The 18,341-nt window shown below is 58.4% G+C and carries 20 protein-coding genes; 16 read left to right on the top strand and 4 right to left on the bottom strand.

Features of this window, described 5'->3' with window-relative positions; genetic code table 11:
• Positions 1–142: 142 nt before the first annotated feature.
• A complete protein-coding gene (locus AC1D1M_RS05560) occupies positions 143–1,231 on the bottom strand; it encodes an asparaginase (protein ID WP_477774846.1) in 1,089 nt (362 codons plus the stop codon).
• 352 nt (positions 1,232–1,583) lie between these two features.
• Between AC1D1M_RS05560 and AC1D1M_RS05565 the strand changes: the two genes are divergently transcribed.
• The 8 genes from AC1D1M_RS05565 (at position 1,584) to AC1D1M_RS05600 (ending at position 9,266) form a co-directional block, all read left to right on the top strand.
• Complete coding sequence (locus AC1D1M_RS05565; RefSeq protein WP_477774847.1) at positions 1,584–2,045, top strand: hypothetical protein; 462 nt, start codon at positions 1,584–1,586, stop codon at positions 2,043–2,045.
• Positions 2,046–2,237: 192 nt separating this feature from the next.
• Positions 2,238–3,194 (top strand): substrate-binding domain-containing protein, encoded by a 957-nt coding sequence (locus AC1D1M_RS05570; protein WP_477774848.1) that lies wholly within the window; start codon positions 2,238–2,240, stop codon positions 3,192–3,194.
• A 55-nt stretch (positions 3,195–3,249) separates the two neighbouring features.
• Positions 3,250–4,803 (top strand): sugar ABC transporter ATP-binding protein, encoded by a 1,554-nt coding sequence (locus AC1D1M_RS05575; protein WP_477774849.1) that lies wholly within the window; start codon positions 3,250–3,252, stop codon positions 4,801–4,803.
• Positions 4,800–5,777, top strand: coding sequence for an ABC transporter permease (locus AC1D1M_RS05580; protein WP_477774850.1), 978 nt, complete (start codon positions 4,800–4,802; stop codon positions 5,775–5,777). The genes AC1D1M_RS05575 and AC1D1M_RS05580 overlap by 4 nt, the downstream gene beginning before the upstream one ends.
• Before the next feature lie 3 nt (positions 5,778–5,780).
• A complete protein-coding gene (locus AC1D1M_RS05585; RefSeq protein ID WP_477774851.1) occupies positions 5,781–6,800 on the top strand; it encodes a LacI family DNA-binding transcriptional regulator in 1,020 nt (339 codons plus the stop codon).
• A 75-nt stretch (positions 6,801–6,875) separates the two neighbouring features.
• Complete coding sequence (gene rbsK, locus AC1D1M_RS05590) at positions 6,876–7,793, top strand: ribokinase (RefSeq protein ID WP_477774852.1); 918 nt, start codon at positions 6,876–6,878, stop codon at positions 7,791–7,793.
• The gene (gene rbsD, locus AC1D1M_RS05595) at positions 7,790–8,194 is read left to right on the top strand and encodes a D-ribose pyranase (RefSeq protein ID WP_477774853.1); all 405 of its coding nucleotides are present in this window, start codon (positions 7,790–7,792) and stop codon (positions 8,192–8,194) included. The genes rbsK and rbsD overlap by 4 nt, the downstream gene beginning before the upstream one ends.
• A 94-nt stretch (positions 8,195–8,288) precedes the next feature.
• Entirely contained in the window at positions 8,289–9,266 is a 978-nt protein-coding gene (locus AC1D1M_RS05600) for a nucleoside hydrolase (protein WP_477774854.1), read from the top strand.
• A gap of 33 nt (positions 9,267–9,299) precedes the next feature.
• Here AC1D1M_RS05600 and AC1D1M_RS05605 read toward each other — a convergent pair whose 3' ends face one another.
• Positions 9,300–9,512, bottom strand: a complete 213-nt coding sequence (locus AC1D1M_RS05605) for a hypothetical protein (RefSeq protein WP_150672773.1) — start codon at positions 9,510–9,512, stop codon at positions 9,300–9,302.
• A 132-nt stretch (positions 9,513–9,644) separates the two neighbouring features.
• Between AC1D1M_RS05605 and AC1D1M_RS05610 the strand changes: the two genes are divergently transcribed.
• Together AC1D1M_RS05610 and AC1D1M_RS05615 are read left to right on the top strand one after the other, a co-directional pair.
• Positions 9,645–9,950, top strand: a complete 306-nt coding sequence (locus tag AC1D1M_RS05610) for a hypothetical protein (protein ID WP_007992468.1) — start codon at positions 9,645–9,647, stop codon at positions 9,948–9,950.
• Between the two features lie 165 nt (positions 9,951–10,115).
• A complete protein-coding gene (locus AC1D1M_RS05615; RefSeq protein ID WP_477774855.1) occupies positions 10,116–10,436 on the top strand; it encodes an I78 family peptidase inhibitor in 321 nt (106 codons plus the stop codon).
• A gap of 70 nt (positions 10,437–10,506) precedes the next feature.
• Here AC1D1M_RS05615 and AC1D1M_RS05620 read toward each other — a convergent pair whose 3' ends face one another.
• Both AC1D1M_RS05620 and AC1D1M_RS05625 read right to left on the bottom strand, forming a co-directional pair.
• Positions 10,507–10,719, bottom strand: coding sequence for a cold-shock protein (locus tag AC1D1M_RS05620; RefSeq protein WP_003179963.1), 213 nt, complete (start codon positions 10,717–10,719; stop codon positions 10,507–10,509).
• A gap of 292 nt (positions 10,720–11,011) precedes the next feature.
• Positions 11,012–11,311, bottom strand: a complete 300-nt coding sequence (locus AC1D1M_RS05625) for a hypothetical protein (protein ID WP_477774856.1) — start codon at positions 11,309–11,311, stop codon at positions 11,012–11,014.
• Positions 11,312–11,694: 383 nt separating this feature from the next.
• Here AC1D1M_RS05625 and thrS point away from each other — a divergent pair, with 383 nt between their 5' ends.
• The 6 genes from thrS (at position 11,695) to pheT (ending at position 18,339) form a co-directional block, all read left to right on the top strand.
• Complete coding sequence (thrS, locus tag AC1D1M_RS05630) at positions 11,695–13,617, top strand: threonine--tRNA ligase (RefSeq protein ID WP_008047238.1); 1,923 nt, start codon at positions 11,695–11,697, stop codon at positions 13,615–13,617.
• Positions 13,617–14,168 carry a translation initiation factor IF-3 gene (infC, locus tag AC1D1M_RS05635; RefSeq protein WP_172435703.1) on the top strand — a complete coding sequence of 184 codons (552 nt, stop codon included), beginning with the start codon at positions 13,617–13,619 and terminating at the stop codon, positions 14,166–14,168. Before thrS ends, infC begins: the two co-directional genes overlap by 1 nt.
• Positions 14,169–14,228: 60 nt before the next feature.
• The gene (gene rpmI, locus AC1D1M_RS05640) at positions 14,229–14,423 is read left to right on the top strand and encodes a 50S ribosomal protein L35 (protein ID WP_002553160.1); all 195 of its coding nucleotides are present in this window, start codon (positions 14,229–14,231) and stop codon (positions 14,421–14,423) included.
• Positions 14,424–14,451: 28 nt separating this feature from the next.
• Positions 14,452–14,808: a 50S ribosomal protein L20 gene (rplT, locus tag AC1D1M_RS05645; RefSeq protein WP_007905879.1), complete on the top strand. Its 357-nt coding sequence runs from the start codon at positions 14,452–14,454 to the stop codon at positions 14,806–14,808.
• 109 nt (positions 14,809–14,917) lie between these two features.
• Complete coding sequence (gene pheS / locus AC1D1M_RS05650) at positions 14,918–15,934, top strand: phenylalanine--tRNA ligase subunit alpha (protein WP_007975711.1); 1,017 nt, start codon at positions 14,918–14,920, stop codon at positions 15,932–15,934.
• 26 nt (positions 15,935–15,960) lie between these two features.
• Positions 15,961–18,339 carry a phenylalanine--tRNA ligase subunit beta gene (gene pheT / locus AC1D1M_RS05655; RefSeq protein WP_477774857.1) on the top strand — a complete coding sequence of 793 codons (2,379 nt, stop codon included), beginning with the start codon at positions 15,961–15,963 and terminating at the stop codon, positions 18,337–18,339.
• The last annotated feature ends 2 nt before the right edge of the window (positions 18,340–18,341 follow it).

The following is an 18,341-nucleotide window of genomic DNA, read 5'->3' on the forward strand; positions in this document are numbered from 1 at the left end:
TCAAGAAAATCCTCTGACAGCGGTTTGTTCCATTTGGCGTAAGACGAAGGGAGTTTTTTTGTAAGATCCAACGGCCGCCACTCGCCAAGGCTGGCGAATGGCGTACGGGGTGCCCGACCGGATCCGGTCGGGCGAGGGCGAATCAATATTCCCAGAACATCCGTTGCAGCTCTTTGCTGTCGTTGGTCTTGGTCAGTGCGACCATCGCCAGGATCCGGGCCTTCTGCGGGTTCAGGTCGTGAGCCACGACCCAGTCGTATTTATCGTCAGGCTGCTCGGCGTTGCGCAGTACAAAACCGCCAGCGTTGACATGGGAGGAGCGAATGATCTGCACGCCGTCCTTGCGCAAGGCTTGCAGGGTTGGGACTACCCGCGAGGATACCGAGCCATTGCCGGTGCCGGCGTGGATGATGGCTTTGGCACCCGATTGAGCCAGGGCCTTGTAGGCGGTATCGCTGACGTTGCCGTAGGAATAGGCGATCTCGACGTCAGGCAGGCTCTTGATGGCCTTGATGTCGAACTCGGAATCCATGGTGTGACGCTTGGCTGGCAAGCGGAACCAGTAGGATTTGCCTTCTACCACCATGCCCAGCGGACCCCAGGCGCTTTTAAACGCTTCGGTCTTGATGTTGATCATTTTGCTGACGTCGCGACCCGACTGGATTTCATCGTTCATGGTCACCAGCACACCTTTGCCCCGTGCGTCTTTGCTGCTGGCCACGGCCACCGCGTTGTACAGGTTCAACATGCCATCGGCGGACATCGCGGTGCCTGGGCGCATGGAGCCCACAACGATGATCGGCTTCTCGGTTTTTTCCACCAGGTTCAGGAAGTACGCGGTTTCTTCCAGGGTGTCGGTGCCGTGGGTGATCACGATGCCATCGACGTCTTTGCTGTCGGCCAGCTCGGCGACACGGCGACCCAGTTGCAGCAGGTTTTCGTTGGTGATGCTTTCGGAGGCGATCTGCATGACTTGTTCGCCGCGAACGTTAGCCAATTGGCTCAGCTCAGGAACGCCAGCGATCAACTGTTCAATGCCGACTTTCGCCGCTTGATAGGTTGCGCTGTTGGCAGCGCTGGCCCCCGCGCCGGCAATGGTGCCACCGGTGGCAAGGATCACCACGTTGGCCAGTTTCTGTTGGGTTTCGGCTTCTTTGGCCTGAAGGGCGGTGGGCAGAAGCAGCAGGAGGGCCAAGGCGCCCGGAACAAAGGTCTTGAGTGCAGATGTCATTATTTTTCTCTTCTAGTTGTGAGACGGTGCAGATGCAAGTTCATCTAGATACGCCCCAGGCGAATCTGAACGCTGGGGTGCTCGGGGAAGAGCAGGATCTGTACCAGTAACACTCTGAATCGAAAAAACACGCTTAACTTAATGATTTGTAACGGTATTGCTGTTTGTGTCCGGAGGCGGTTTCGGGGCTTGGCGTCCGGATTACCGAACATGTTTAACTTTCGCGTTCGGCTCTCCGAAACGGATGGCAGCCCTGTTTAAGATTTCAACGCGTCAAATCGTCGTTAACGACTAAAGAAACGCGTGCGTCGGTCGATGCTCCTTCAAGGGATCTTTTTCTGCCGGAGTTCACATGTCGTTATCTATTGGCTTCCCAAATGCCGTGGGCATCACCATTGGGGGAAAGTCTGCGACGACCATTCGTGCTTTAGGCGATGCGACAGAGGATGCGGCTGCTCAAGCGCTGGGTGCAAAGGAAGGCGACGCTACCCAGGTTAAAACGGGCCCGGTAGGTCTGGGAGAAAGTGCCGGCACACAGGCCGAATCGGAAACCGGCGATAACACCAGCGTTGCGGTGAAGGTCCTGCTCAAGCGTCTGAAGGAGTTGCAGCAGCAATTGCGCGAGCAACAGCAGCAATTGGCGCAAGCCCAGGCGGCGTCCTATCCGACTCTGGAAGCCAAGACCACAGCAGTAGCCGCCATTCAGGGGCAGGTGGCCGAAACCAACGGCGCCATCCTGCAAGTGAGCGCGAGTCTGATCAAAGAGCTGACCAAGGGTTCTGGCACGGGATCGGTGGTCAACACCACGGCATAGCAGAGTGCCGTTTTTCGCCAAACATCGCTGAAAGCGCTTTTCAGGCCGTTGACAAATACCGGCAGGGTTCGCATAGTTTGGTTCGCGCAAACGTTTGCGCGGCTCCAGTGATGGCTTTTTTATCGCGGTGGGCCGTGAAACTTACGCCAGCGCAAGCGTTGCTCACAATAATCATAAGATCGGAGTGAACCCATGAAGCTGCCATTCGCTGGACGTCTTCTCGCTGTCGCTATGTTGGCTGCCGCATCCGCTGCACTGCCTGTCTCTTCGGCCTTTGCTGAAACCACGGAAACACCGAAAGTCGCACTGGTCATGAAATCCCTGGCCAATGAGTTCTTCCTGACCATGGAAGACGGCGCCAAGGCCTACCAGAAAGATCACTCCGGCGAATTCGAGCTCATCTCCAACGGCATCAAGGATGAAACCGACACCGCGGGCCAGACGCGCATCGTCGAGCAAATGATCCTGGCCAAGGTCAATGCACTGGTGATTGCGCCGGCAGACTCCAAAGCCATGGTTCCGGTGATCAAGAAAGCCATCGATGCCGGTATCACCGTGATCAACATCGATAACCAGCTGGACCCCGCTGTCGTCAAAAGCAAAAACATCAATGTTCCGTTCGTAGGCCCGGACAACCGCAAGGGCGCGCGGTTGGTGGGCGATTACCTGGCCAGGCAGCTGAAGGCCGGTGACGAAGTCGGCATCATCGAAGGTGTGTCCACCACCACCAATGCCCAGCAGCGGACCGCAGGTTTCAAGGATGCGATGGAGGCGGCGCAGATCAAGGTCGTGTCCCTGCAATCCGGTGACTGGGAGATCGACAAGGGCAACAAGGTCGCCGCGTCGATTCTCAGTGAATACCCGCAAACCAAGGCCCTGTTGGCCGGCAACGACAGCATGGCGGTCGGTGCGGTGTCTGCGGTGCGCGCCGCAGGCAAGGCCGGCAAGGTGCAAGTGGTCGGCTACGACAACATCAATGCCATCCAGCCAATGCTCAAGGATGGTCGCGTGTTGGCCACTGCTGACCAGTTTGCGGCCAAACAGGCGGTGTTCGGCATCGAGACTGCATTGAAGATTCTCAAGGGCGATAAGGTCGACAGCGGCGCCAATGGCGTGATCGAAACGCCGGTAGAGCTGGTCACCAAGTAACCCTCTGGCGACGCAACAGCGCTCGTCCAGTCGGGCGAGCGCATGGAGAGTTTTTATGTCAGTTTGCGCTCCGGACGCTGTCCTTTCGGTCAGCGGTATCGGCAAGACCTACGCCCAACCGGTTCTGGCCGGCATCGACCTGACGCTCATGCGCGGGGAAGTGCTGGCGTTGACCGGCGAGAACGGTGCAGGCAAAAGCACGCTTTCGAAGATTATTGGCGGGCTGGTCACGCCGACCACCGGCCAGATGCAGTTTCAGGGGCAGGACTTTCGTCCGGGTAGCCGGGCTCAGGCTGAAGCGCTGGGTATTCGCATGGTCATGCAGGAGCTCAATCTGCTGCCGACCTTGTCGGTGGCGGAAAACCTGTTTCTCGACAACTTGCCCAGCAAGGGCGGGTGGATCAGTCGCAAACAGTTGCGCAAGGCTGCTATCGAGGCCATGGCTCATGTCGGGCTCGACGCCATTGACCCGGACACCCTGGTCGGCGAACTGGGGATCGGCCACCAGCAAATGGTCGAGATCGCCCGCAACCTGATTGGTGATTGTCATGTGCTGATTCTCGACGAGCCGACCGCGATGCTCACTGCCCGCGAAGTCGAAATGCTGTTCGAGCAGATCACCCGCCTGCAGGCTCGCGGCGTATCGATCATCTACATCTCCCATCGCCTCGAAGAGCTGGCGCGGGTCGCGCAGCGCATTGCCGTGCTGCGCGATGGCAACCTGGTGTGTGTCGAGCCGATGGCCAACTACAACAGCGAGCAACTGGTCACCTTGATGGTCGGTCGCGAGCTCGGCGAACACATCGATATGGGGGCGCGCAAAATCGGCGCGCCGGTGTTGACGGTCAATGGCCTGACCCGTTCCGACAAGGTTCGCGACGTGTCGTTCGAAGTCCGGGCCGGTGAGATTTTCGGGATTTCCGGTTTGATCGGCGCGGGGCGCACCGAATTGCTGCGCCTGATCTTCGGTGCCGATATCGCTGACAGCGGCACGATTGCCCTGGGGGCGCCGGCACAGGTCGTCAGTATCCGTTCGCCGGTGGATGCGGTTGGGCAAGGTATCGCGTTGATCACCGAAGATCGCAAGGGCGAAGGCCTTTTATTGACCCAATCGATCGGCGCCAATATCGCCTTGGGCAACATGCCCGGCATCTCCAGCGCAGGTTTTGTCGACAACGATGGCGAAAACGCCCTGGCCCAGCGTCAGATCGACGCCATGCGCATTCGCAGTTCCGGTCCGGCACAGTTGGTGTCCGAGTTGTCCGGCGGCAATCAGCAGAAGGTCGTCATCGGCCGTTGGCTGGAGCGCGATTGCTCGGTGCTGCTGTTCGACGAGCCGACCCGCGGCATCGACGTCGGCGCCAAGTTCGATATCTTCAACCTGCTCGGTGAATTGACCCGCAAGGGTAAGGCGCTGGTGGTGGTCTCCAGCGACTTGCGCGAGCTGATGCTGATCTGCGACCGGATCGGTGTGCTGTCGGCGGGGCGCCTGATCGATACATTCGATCGCGACAGCTGGACCCAGGATGAGTTGCTCGCGGCTGCTTTCGCCGGCTACCAAAAACGTGATGCGCAGCTCTTTGAAGCCGCGCCTAGGGATCTTCGATGAAAACCGCTTCTTTCGCCGGCACACGCAGTGGCAACTTCTACGGCCTGGGCACCTATCTGGGCCTGGCGGGTGCCTTGTTGGCGATGATCGTGCTGTTCTCGGTGCTGAGCAGTCACTTTCTGTCCTACGATACTTTCAGCACCCTGGCCAACCAGATTCCGGACCTGATGGTGCTGGCGGTCGGCATGACCTTTGTGTTGATCATCGGTGGCATCGACCTGTCGGTAGGCTCGGTGCTGGCACTGGCGGCTTCGACCGTGAGCGTGGCGATTCTTGGCTGGGGCTGGGGCGTGCTGCCGGCGGCGCTGCTGGGCATGGCCGTCGCGGCGCTCGCCGGTACCATCACCGGCTCGATCACGGTGGCGTGGCGGATACCGTCGTTCATCGTGTCCCTGGGCGTGCTGGAAATGGCTCGCGGGGTGGCGTACCAGATGACCGGTTCGCGTACGGCCTACATTGGCGATGCGTTCGGATGGTTGTCCAACCCGATTGCCTTCGGCATTTCACCGTCGTTCATCATTGCGTTGCTGATCATTTTCATCGCCCAGGCCGTGTTGACCCGCACGGTGTTCGGTCGCTACCTGATCGGTATCGGCACCAACGAAGAGGCCGTGCGGCTGGCGGGGATCAATCCCAAACCCTACAAAATCCTGGTCTTCAGCCTGATGGGGTTGCTGGCCGGAATTGCCGCGTTGTTCCAGATTTCTCGCCTGGAAGCCGCGGACCCGAATGCCGGCTCCGGACTTGAGTTGCAGGTCATCGCGGCCGTCGTGATCGGCGGAACCAGCCTGATGGGCGGGCGCGGCTCGGTGATCAGCACGTTTTTTGGCGTCCTGATCATTTCCGTACTGGCCGCGGGGCTGGCGCAGATCGGCGCAACCGAGCCGACCAAGCGCATCATCACCGGCGCGGTGATCGTGGTGGCGGTGGTGCTGGACACTTATCGCAGTCAACGCGCAAGCCGGCGGACCTGAGTCATGGCGACTATCAAAGATGTGGCAGCCCTTGCCGGCATTTCCTACACCACGGTTTCCCATGTGGTGAACAGGACCCGCCCGGTCAGTGAGGAAGTCCGGATCAAGGTCGAAGCGGCGATCAAGACCCTCGACTACGTTCCCAGCGCCGTGGCCCGTTCGCTCAAGGCCAAGACCACGGCGACCATCGGCCTGTTGGTGCCCAATAGCCTCAACCCGTATTTCGCCGAGCTGGCCCGGGGTATCGAGGATTACTGCGAGCGCAACGGTTACTGCGTCATCCTGTGCAACTCCGACGACAATCCGGACAAGCAGCGCAGCTACCTGCGTGTGCTGCTGGAAAAACGCATCGACGGCCTGATTGTCGCCTCGGCCGGCGGCGACAGTCGCTTGGTACAAGGCCTGAAAGGCGTCCGCACACCCATGGTGATCGTTGACCGCGGCCTGGACGGTGTCGATGCGGACCTGGTGCGCATCGACCATGAATACGGCGCGTATCTGGCGACCCGGCATTTGCTGGAATTGGGGCACCGGGATATCGCCACGATCAGCGGGCCGGAAAACACCAGTGTGGCGCAGATGCGTCTGGCGGGTTATCGCCGGGCCTTGAAGGAGGCGGGCGTCGAAGTCTCTCCCGAGCGCATGCTGGAAAGCGATTTCACCAGCACCGGCGGTTATAGCGCTGCCACGGTTCTGCTGGAAAGCAACCCGCCTAGCGCCATCTTTGCGGCCAACGACATGATCGGCATCGGTGTGCTCCGGGCCGCCGCCGAGCACAATATTCGCGTACCGAGCGAGTTGTCGGTGATCGGCTTCGACGATATCCAGATGAGTCGGTATGTCTACCCGTCGTTGACCACGGTCGGGCAATCGATCCTGCAACTCGGCGAAATGGCCGCCGAAGTGCTTTTACGGCGAATCGCCACGCCGGGCCTGGCGACCGATCAGCGGATCGTGACGCCGAGTATCGTCATACGTGAATCGACGGCGCCGCTGGCCGGCGTGTTTGCCCAGTTCCGTTGAAAACAGAAAGCCGTTGAAAACAGAAAGCCGCTGGACCCACAGCGCCGCCGAAACAGAATTGATGAGTAGCAATGTATGTCAGCAAAAGTAGTGGTGATAGGCAGTTTGAACATGGACCTGGTGACCCGGGCGCCACGCTTGCCCAAGGGCGGTGAAACGCTGATCGGTCAGTCGTTTGCCACCGTCTCCGGCGGCAAGGGCGCCAATCAGGCCGTGGCTGCGGCGCGGCTGGGAGCCCAGGTGTCGATGATCGGCTGCGTGGGCAATGACGCCTATGGTGAGGCACTGCGCGGGGCGCTGTTGGCCGAGCAGATCGATTGCCAGGCGGTCAGCACCGTTGGGGGTTCCAGCGGCGTGGCGTTGATTGTGGTCGACGACAGCAGTCAGAACAGCATCGTGATCGTCCCCGGCGCCAACGGGGCGTTGACCGCTGAAGCCATTGACCGTTTTGATTCGGTGATACGCGCGGCTGACGTGCTCATCTGTCAGCTGGAAGTGCCCGATGCCTCTGTTGGCCATGCGCTCAAGCGCGGCCGTGAACTGGGCAAGACGGTCATCCTCAATCCGGCACCAGTCAGCCGTCCGCTGCCATCGGATTGGTACGCGTCTATCGATTACCTGATTCCCAATGAGAGCGAAGCGTCAGCCCTGAGCGGTCTGTCGGTGGACTCCCTGGAATCCGCACAAGCCGCGGCGACCCGGCTGATGGCCATGGGGGCCGGAAAAGTGATCATCACCCTCGGTGCGCAAGGTTCGCTGTTTGCCGATGGCCAACGCTTCGAACATTTCCCCGCGCTCGTGGTAAATGCTGTCGATACCACGGCGGCTGGCGATACGTTCGTGGGCGGTTTCGCTGCGGCACTGGCCGCGGGTAAAGATGAGGCGCAGGCGATCCGCTTCGGACAGGTGGCCGCGGCGCTGTCGGTGACCCGGGCCGGCGCGCAACCTTCGATTCCCGCCTTGAGCGAAGTACAGGCGTTTAAAACCCCATGAAAAAAACACCCCTGCTCAACATTGCACTGTCGCGACTGATTGCTTCATTGGGGCATGGCGACATGGTCGTCATCGGGGACGCCGGTTTGCCGGTTCCTCCAGGCGTTGAATTGATCGACCTGGCCTTGACCCATGGCATTCCGGAGTTTGTCAGCACCTTGAAGGTCGTGCTCAGTGAGATGCAGGTCGAAAGCCATGTGCTGGCTCAGGAAATCTTCGATAAAAAGCCGTCGGCCCTGGTCGCGCTGGAAGCGCTGAACGGCGAAGGCGCATTGGGGCGGCGTGAGGTGCTCACCCATGAACAATTCAAGGTCCTGAGCCGACAGGCGAGGGCGATTGTTCGTACAGGCGAATGCCAGCCGTACTGCAACATTGTGCTGGTTGCAGGGGTAACGTTTTGACTGGCTGTCCGCGTTTTGATTTCCCCGGCGCAAGGAGTGCGCCCCGTATCGCTATGCTCAGAAACTGCACCCACTGCTCCGGAGTCTGCTGCTTTTGTCCCTGATTACCGCAACGAACGCCCAGGCGGCACCAAAGATCGACTTGATCATCGACACCGACCCGGGGGCTGACGACGTTGTTGCCCTGTTGTTCGCCCTGGCATCGCCGGACGAGCTGAATGTTCGGGCATTGACCACCGTTGCTGGCAACGTTCGCCTGGACAAGACCTCGCGCAATGCGCGATTGGCCCGGGAGTGGGCGGGACGCGAAGAGGTCCCGGTCTATGCGGGGGCGCCCAAACCCCTGATGCGCACACCCATCTACGCCGAGGACATTCATGGCAAGGAAGGGTTGTCGGGCATTGCCGTGCATGAACCCAGGAAAGGCCTGGCCAAGGGCAGCGCCATCACCTACCTGATCGATACCCTGAAATCTGCCGAGCCCCACAGCATTACCATCGCCATGCTTGGCCCGCAGACCAACCTGGCCCTGGCGCTGATCCAGGAGCCGGGTATCGTTCAGGGCATCAAGGAAGTGGTGGTCATGGGCGGTGCGCACTTTAACGGCGGCAACATCACGCCGGTGGCCGAGTTCAACCTGTTCGCCGACCCGCAAGCGGCCGAAGTGGTGCTCAAGAGTGGCGTGAAGCTGACCTACTTGCCGCTGGATGTGACCCACAAGATCCTTACCAGCGAGGCGCGCCTGAAACAGATTGCCGCGCTGAATAACAACGCCAGCCGGCTGGTGAGCGACATTCTCAATGAGTACATCAAAGGCGACATGGAACACTACGGCATTGCGGGCGGCCCGGTGCATGACGCCACGGTTGTCGCTTACCTGCTCAAGCCGCAATTGTTCAGCGGTCGCTTGGTCAACGTGGTGGTCGACAGCCGCGAAGGGCCGACCTTTGGACAAACCATCGTCGACTGGTATGACGGCTTGAAAGCGCCAAAGAACGCCTACTGGGTTGAAAGCGGCGACGCCCAGGGCTTCTTCGATCTGCTGACCGAGCGCCTGGCCCGCCTGAAGTAAGCGTCATCTCCCGCAGGTGCTTGCCTGCGGGTTTCACTCCCTCGCGCTAACCGCTTCGGTCTTTTGGTCCGATAGATGTTTCTCGAAAATCTGCTCGATGAATGACTGGGCGGCTTCGGTTCCAAGGTCCCTGACCAGAAGGTCGATACCGATAATGGCGAGCTCTTCCGTGCTGCCTGGGCTGTAGGAGCTGTGGCCGTCTTGCCACTTGGCCTTGATGTCAGCGTCGATGCTTACGGTGGTCATGATGGCGCTCGTGAGGTCGGGGAAGTCTGAGTGCCGAGTTAACCATTTTGCGGGGCTTTTGACACGTCGACTTAGGCATGAAAGGAGGGCTGTGCGACACTTGGCCCCTGACGAATATTCAAGGAATGCGCTGTGCAGATCGATTTGAACTCCCCGGATGGCCTGACCCTCGAGGCGGTGCGTCAGTTGCTGGCCAGCGCCAGTGACGATGAGCACACCCAGTTGCGGGTCACCAAAGGAGGCATTGCCTACATCTCCTCGGGTGTCGTGGGCGGCACCGATATCGACGGGTTGTTGTTTCGTCTCGAAACCTGGGCCAAGGGCTCCGGTTATGTCGGGCGGGTTGCGGCCAGCGATGAGGTCTGGGTCATGCAGATATTCAATGCCTTGAAAGAGAACTGGCCCAATCCGCCTTACGACTACATCGACGTTTATTGAGCGTCGTTCATATTCAGTCACGATTCAGTGATTAAGGGCAGGGCGCCGCTCAGGCAGAATCGCGGCTCGTCCGGATCATGGGCAGGGTGCCAGTGTTCCCTGTGAAACCAAACGCCAGTCTGGTTGTCGCACGATCTCAGCTTAATCATTGAATAAGGAGGCTTCATGCCTTGGAAGCTCGCGTCATTGGGTACTTTGTTGGCCGTTGCCACGCTGGCCGGTTGCAGCACTCCCTCTACGGAGTCGGCAACAACGGATGTTGCGACGACTGACACGGGTCACAGTCGCTGTGAGGCAAAGGCTGCCGAGTTCACCATCGGCAAACAGGCATCGCCGCAACTGCTTGAGCAGGCGCGTACTCGCGCAGGGGCGCAAAGCGCACGGTTCCTGCTGCCAACCGATATGGTGACGCTGGAGTACCGTTCCGATCGCCTGAACCTGAACACCGATGCCAATAAGGTGGTTACCCGCGTCAACTGCGGCTGATCGTTCGGCTTTTGATTCACCCATAAAAAACCCCGTCACATGGACGGGGTTTTTTTAGTGCGCCTGGAAATTACTCTGGGCGAACTTGAGCAGCTTGCATACCCTTTTGGCCTTTCTCAGCCACGAAGGAAACAGTCTGGCCTTCTTTCAGGCTTTTGAAACCGTCGCTTTCGATAGCTTTGAAGTGTACGAACAGGTCGTCACCGCCACCTTGAGGAGTGATGAAGCCGAAGCCTTTTTCATCGTTGAACCATTTAACGGTGCCGGTTTGGCGATTAGACATGGTGTATCTCCAAGAAACATATATTTTCAGTAGTACTGTGCTGCTCAGGCCAACTGGGCACACCCGGGTATCATAGTCGAAATGTTCGCTTTGGGAGCCCCCCGGGCGAGCTGTTTGCTCTGCTATCGCACGATTTTCGTTGCGTCGAATGGCTGAAGGCCCCGGTTTAAGCGGCTTTGCGCCTGAAAAAGGGCGATTAAAAAAAGCCATAAAAGCTGCATAAATTATGTGAATCAGCGGTTTTTGGGCTGATTTTGGCCTTCGAAGCCTTCAAAATCTCTACTTGAACGCGTTATTTCTTGGCTTTGCACACGGAGATTTCGGTCAGTGCGCGCTGCGCCAATTCGTTTGATGGCGGTGTTTTCGGGTCCATCAGTTGCGCGATCTCTTGCGTGGTGAATTTTTTCTCCAGGACGTCGGCGCCGCACGCGCAGTGCTTCTGTGCTTCGGACGGGTTTATGCTTTTGCTGGCAGCCGCTGAGCAATCTGTCATGTATTTGGCTTTCAGGCCCGCTGGCCAGGCAGCGTGGGCGCTCAGTGGCAGCAGCAGGGCTAGTGGGGCAGCGATAGCAAAAAGACGGATAAGGCGCATGACAGGAACTCCTTGGGGTCGATATCTGTGGCGATTCTCAGTCAATTTGAGGTGGCTCGTATATCTCAAGTTCACTCTGTGCCTGAAAAGTGAGGAAATCTTCACGGCCTGAATGCGTGCAAGTCGACAACCGTTCATCTGTGCTAGCATGCCCCGCTCGGGCGTTTGCAAGCTCCGGATGACCTTCAGTCCCGGTGGCGGCAACTGCGCGAATAACCCTGATTTGAATCCCAGTCACTCTGGTTCGGTTTTCCGGTTGGCCGCAAGGCTCCTGCCGCTGTAAGGCAGGCGTTCGTCATTGAATGGCCTGGACCGGATCTTGTACTGGCTCATCCCAACCCACGTGACCTTTGGTAGGGGTCACCACTAGGAGAGGAGGCGCCATGCCAACTATTACTCTTCCCGACGGCAGTCAACGTTCATTCGATCACCCGGTTTCCGTAGCCGAGGTCGCCGCATCCATCGGTGCTGGCCTGGCCAAGGCCACCGTTGCCGGCAAGGTCGATGGCAAGCTGGTCGACGCCAGCGACATCATCGACAGCGACGCGTCGCTGCAAATCATCACGCCAAAGGATGAAGAGGGGCTGGAGATCATTCGCCACTCTTGCGCCCACCTGGTTGGCCACGCGGTCAAGCAGTTGTACCCGACCGCCAGGATGGTCATCGGTCCGGTCATCGACGAAGGTTTCTATTACGACATCGCCTTCGAACGTCCTTTCACCCCGGACGACCTGGCCGCCATCGAGCAGCGCATGCAGCAGCTGATCGAGAAAGATTACGACGTGATCAAGAAAGTCACTCCGCGCGCCGAAGTGATCGAAGTGTTCAAGGCCCGTGGCGAAGACTACAAGTTGCGCCTGGTCGAAGACATGCCGAACGAGCAGGCCATGGGCCTGTACTATCACGAAGAATACGTCGACATGTGCCGCGGTCCGCACGTGCCGAACACGCGCTTCCTGAAATCCTTCAAGCTGACCAAGCTGTCCGGCGCCTACTGGCGCGGCGATGCCAAGAACGAGCAATTGCAGCGTGTCTACGGCACCGCATGGGCGGACAAGAAGCAACTGGCTGCTTACATCCAGCGCATTGAAGAAGCCGAAAAACGCGACCACCGCAAGATCGGCAAGCGCCTGGGCCTGTTCCACACCCAGGAAGAGTCGCCAGGCATGGTGTTCTGGCACCCGAATGGCTGGACTTTGTACCAGGTGCTCGAGCAGTACATGCGCAAGGTTCAGCGCGACAACGGTTACCTGGAGATCAAGACGCCGCAAGTCGTTGACCGCAGCCTGTGGGAGAAATCCGGGCACTGGGCCAACTACGCCGACAACATGTTCACCACGCAGTCGGAAAACCGCGACTACGCGATCAAGCCAATGAACTGCCCTTGCCACGTGCAGGTGTTCAACCAGGGCTTGAAAAGCTACCGCGAGTTGCCGATGCGCCTGGCCGAGTTTGGTGCGTGCCACCGTAACGAGCCATCGGGTGCCTTGCACGGCATCATGCGCGTGCGCGCATTCACTCAGGACGACGCCCACATCTTCTGCACCGAAGAACAGATGCAGGCCGAGTCCGCTGCGTTTATCAAGCTGACCATGGACGTCTACGCCGATTTCGGCTTTAAAGATGTCGAGATGAAGCTGTCCACTCGTCCGGAAAAACGCGTCGGTTCCGACGAACTTTGGGATCGCGCCGAAGCTGCGCTGGCTGCAGCCCTTGATAGCGCGGGCCTGCCGTACGATCTGCAGCCGGGCGAGGGTGCGTTCTACGGTCCGAAGATCGAGTTCTCGCTGAAAGATTGCCTTGGCCGTGTCTGGCAGTGTGGTACCCTGCAGCTCGATTTTAACCTGCCTGTCCGTCTGGGAGCCGAATACGTCTCCGAAGACAACAGCCGCAAGCACCCGGTCATGTTGCACCGGGCGATCCTGGGGTCTTTCGAACGTTTCGTCGGAATTCTGATCGAGCACTACGAGGGAGCATTCCCGGCGTGGCTGGCTCCGACCCAGGCAGTGGTGATGAATATCACTGATAAACAGGCTGATTTTGCCGCCGAAGTCGAAAAAACTCTCAACGAAAGCGGGTTTCGTGCCAAGTCTGACTTGAGAAATGAAAAGATCGGCTTTAAAATCCGCGAGCATACTTTGCTCAAGGTTCCTTATCTCTTGGTTATCGGAGATCGGGAGGTCGAGATGCAGACTGTCGCTGTGCGTACTCGTGAAGGTGCTGACCTGGGCTCGATGCCCGTCGCCCAGTTCGCTGAGTTCCTCGCCCAAGCGGTTTCCCGGCGTGGTCGCCAAGATTCGGAGTAATTATTATTAAGCGTGAAATGAGACAAGATAAACGAACTGCACCGAAGGCCCCGATCAACGAGAATATCTCGGCACGCGAGGTTCGGTTAATTGGGGCTGAAGGTGAACAGCTCGGGATTGTGTCAATCGAAGACGCGCTTCTTAAGGCTGAAGAGGCCAAGCTGGATCTGGTGGAGATTTCCGCCGATGCAGTACCACCTGTTTGCAAACTGATGGACTACGGCAAATCGATCTTCGAAAAGAAGAAGCAGATTGCTGCGGCCAAGAAAAACCAGAAGCAGATTCAGGTTAAAGAAATCAAGTTTCGTCCAGGGACGGAGGAAGGGGATTACCAGGTAAAACTGCGCAACCTGGTACGTTTCCTGAGTGATGGGGACAGGGCCAAGGTATCCTTGCGATTCCGCGGCCGTGAGATGGCCCACCAGGAGCTGGGGATGGAACTCCTCAAGCGAGTTGAAGGTGACTTGCTCGAGTACGGTTCGGTCGAACAGCATCCTAAGATGGAAGGACGCCAGCTGATCATGGTCATCGCCCCGAAAAAGAAGAAGTAATCAACAGGGCACGGCAGGCCTTCTGATTATGTTTATCAACTGAATGCGGAGTATCCGAACATGCCAAAAATGAAGACCAAAAGTGGTGCTGCTAAGCGGTTTCTGAAAACTGCTAACGGTATCAAGCACAAGCACGCTTTCAAGAGCCACATCCTGACCAAAATGTCGACCAAGCGTAAGCGTCAACTGCGCGGTAGCAGCTTGCTGCATCCGTCTGACGTGGCAAAAGTCGAGCGCATGCTGCGCCTTCGTTAATTTTAGTCAAGAATAGAGGAAGTAACTCATGGCTCGTGTAAAGCGTGGCGTCATTGCCCGTAAGCGTCACAAAAAAATTCTGAAACTTGCTAAAGGCTACTACGGCGCACGCTCCCGCGTATTCCGTGTTGCCAAGCAAGCGGTAATCAAGGCAGGCCAATACGCCTACCGTGACCGTCGTCAGAAAAAACGTCAGTTCCGCGCTCTGTGGATCGCTCGTATCAACGCTGGTGCTCGTATCAACGGTCTGTCCTACAGCCGTTTCATCGCCGGCCTGAAAAAAGCGTCCATCGAGATCGACCGTAAGGTTCTGGCTGATCTGGCAGTGAACGAAAAAGCGGCGTTTGCTGCGATTGTCGAGAAAGCTAAAGCCACCTTGGCTTAAGTACCCCCGACAGTCACCCGGCCTCGCATCTGTGGGGTCAGGTGTTAAACGTCATAAATAGGGGAAGAGCCTTCAAGCTCTTCCCCTATTTTGTATCTGGAGTCTGTACATGGAAAACCTGGATGCGCTCGTCTCTCAAGCTCTAGAGGCTGTGCAAAGCGCTGAAGATATCAATGCCCTGGAGCAAATCCGGGTTCACTACCTTGGCAAGAAGGGTGAATTGACTCAGGTGATGAAGACCCTGGGGAATTTGCCGGCAGAAGAGCGTCCGCAGGTCGGTGCGCTGATCAACGTTGCCAAGGAGCGTGTCACAGAGGTCCTTAATGCGCGCAAGGCATTGTTTGAAGAAGCCGATCTGGCTGCCAAACTCTCTGCCGAGTCCATTGACGTGACCCTGCCTGGCCGTGGTCAGACCTCCGGTGGTCTGCATCCGGTCACCCGCACTCTGGAACGTGTCGAACAGTTCTTCACCCGTATTGGCTACGGCATCGCCGAAGGCCCTGAGGTCGAAGACGATTATCACAACTTCGAAGCGCTCAACATCCCAGGCCATCACCCGGCCCGGTCGATGCATGACACCTTCTATTTCAATGCGAACATGCTGTTGCGCACCCATACCTCGCCGGTACAGGTCCGCACCATGGAGTCGAAGCAACCGCCTATCCGCATCGTCTGCCCAGGCCGTGTGTACCGCAGCGACTCCGATATCACCCACTCGCCGATGTTCCACCAGGTCGAAGGCCTGCTGATCGATCGCGACATCAATTTCGCCGACCTCAAAGGCACCATCGAAGAGTTCCTGCGGGTGTTCTTCGAAAAGGAACTGGCGGTGCGTTTCCGTCCTTCGTACTTCCCGTTCACCGAGCCATCCGCTGAAGTCGACATGGAATGCGTGATGTGCAGCGGTAAAGGCTGCCGCGTCTGCAAGCAGACCGGCTGGCTGGAAGTGATGGGCTGCGGCATGGTTCACCCGAACGTGCTGCGTATGTCCGGGATCGACCCGGAAGAGTTCTCGGGCTTTGCCTTCGGCATGGGCGTAGAGCGTCTGGCCATGCTGCGTTACGGCGTGAACGACTTGCGTCTGTTCTTCGACAACGACTTGCGGTTCCTCGCGCAATTTCGCTAGTCGTAACGAATTCTTAGGAGAGCAGGATGAAATTCAGTGAACAATGGCTGCGTGGCTGGGTTAGCCCGCAGGTAAGTCGCGACGAGCTGGTTGCTCGTCTGTCGATGGCCGGTCTTGAGGTCGATAGCGTTACTCCGGCCGCCGGTGTTTTCAGTGGTGTGGTGGTTGGCGAGGTGCTGAGCACCGAGCAGCACCCGGACGCCGACAAGCTGCGTGTGTGCCAGGTCAGCAACGGTTCGGAAACCTTCCAGGTTGTTTGCGGTGCGCCAAACGTGCGCCCGGGCCTGAAGATTCCTTTCGCCATGATCGGCGCCGAGCTGCCAGGCGACTTCAAGATCAAGAAGGCCAAGCTGCGTGGCGTTGAGTCCAACGGCATGCTGTGCTCGCAATCCGAGCTGCAGGTCGGTGAAGGTAATGACGGCCTGATGGAGTTGCCGGCCGATGCGCCGGTAGGCAAGGATTTCCGCGTTTATCTGGACCTGGAAGACGCCAGCATCGAGGTCGATCTGACCCCGAACCGTGGTGACTGCCTGTCCCTGGCCGGTCTGGCCCGTGAAGTCGGCGCGCTGTACGCCGCTCCGGTAGTCCGTCCAGTAGTGGCTTCGGTTCCTGCCGCGCACGACGAAGTGCGTTCGGTAGAAGTGCTGGCGCCCGCCGCGTGCCCGCGCTACCTGGGTCGTGTGATTCGTAACGTCGATCTGTCCAGGCCTACGCCGCTGTGGATGGTTGAGCGTCTGCGTCGTGCAGATGTGCGCAGCATCGATGCTGCCGTCGATATCACCAACTACGTGATGCTGGAACTGGGTCAGCCGCTGCACGCCTTCGATCTCGCCGAAATCAACGGTGGCATCCGTGTGCGCATGGCCGAAGAGGGCGAGAAGCTGGTGCTGCTCGACGGCCAGGAAGTCACCCTGCGTAGCGATACGCTGGTGATTGCCGACCACTCCCGCGCACTGGCTATCGCCGGTGTCATGGGTGGCGAGCACAGCGGTGTTTCCGCGACCACACGCGATGTGTTCCTGGAGAGCGCCTTCTTCGACCAGATCGCCGTAGCGGGCAAGGCCCGTTCCTATGGCCTGCACACTGATGCATCCCATCGCTATGAGCGCGGTGTGGACTGGCAACTGGCCCGCGAAGCCATGGAGCGCGCGACTGGCTTGCTGCTGGAAATCACCGGTGGTGAAGCGGGTCCGATCATCGAGACCGTCAGCGAACAGCACCTGCCGAAAATTGCTCCGATCACCCTGCGTGCCCAGCGCATTACCCAGATGCTGGGTATGGAAATGGATTCGGCTGAAGTAGAGCGTCTGCTCAATGCCTTGGGCCTGACCATTACTGCCGACGGGGCAGGGCAGTGGCGTGTAGAAGTGCCAAGCCATCGCTTCGATATCAGCCTGGAAGTCGACCTGATCGAAGAGCTGGCACGCCTGTACGGCTACAACCGTTTGCCGGTTCGTTATCCGCAAGCGCGTCTGGCGCCGCAAGCCAAGGCAGAAGCCCGTAGCGACCTGCCTGAACTGCGCCGCCTGCTGGTTGCCCGTGGTTATCAGGAAGCTATTACCTACAGCTTCATCGATCCGAAACAGTTCGAACTGTTTAATCCGGGTGTAGAGCCGTTGCTGCTCGCCAATCCGATCTCCAATGACATGGCTGCCATGCGTTCGTCGCTGTGGCCGGGTCTGGTCAAGGCGCTTCAGCACAACCTGAACCGTCAGCAGGATCGCGTGCGTCTGTTCGAAAGCGGCCTGCGTTTTGTTGGTCAGCTCGAAGGTCTGAAGCAAGAGCCGATGTTGGCGGGTGTTGTTTGCGGTAGTCGCCTGCCGGAAGGCTGGGCGCAGGGTCGCGATACCGTCGACTTCTTCGACGTCAAGGCTGACGTCGAAGCGGTTCTGGGTTTTGCCGGTGCGCTGGATTCCTTCACTTTTGTGCCGGGCAAGCACCCAGCATTGCACCCGGGTCAAACCGCGCGCATCGAGCGTGAAGGTCGTCTGGTCGGCTTCATCGGCGCGATCCATCCAGAATTGTCGAAAACCCTCGGTCTCGATCGTCCGGTCTTCGTCTTCGAGTTGGTTCTGGCGGAAGTGGCAGCGGGCAAAATGCCTGAATTCCAAGAGTTATCGCGCTTTCCTGAAGTGCGTCGTGACCTTGCACTGATTGCATACAAAGACGTTGCAGCCACGGCTGTACTGGATGTAATCCGTGAAAATGCAGGCGAATGGCTGACAGACCTCAGGCTATTTGACGTGTATCAGGGTAAAGGCATTGATCCTGATAGAAAAAGCCTTGCAGTCGGCTTGACCTGGCAGCATCCATCGCGCACTCTTAATGACGATGAGGTGAATACCGCAACGCAAAACATCCTCACCTCGCTCGAACAAAGGTTGAACGCCACGTTAAGGAAGTGACG

The sequence above is a fragment of the Pseudomonas sp. P1_F7 genome, from assembly GCF_056405655.1.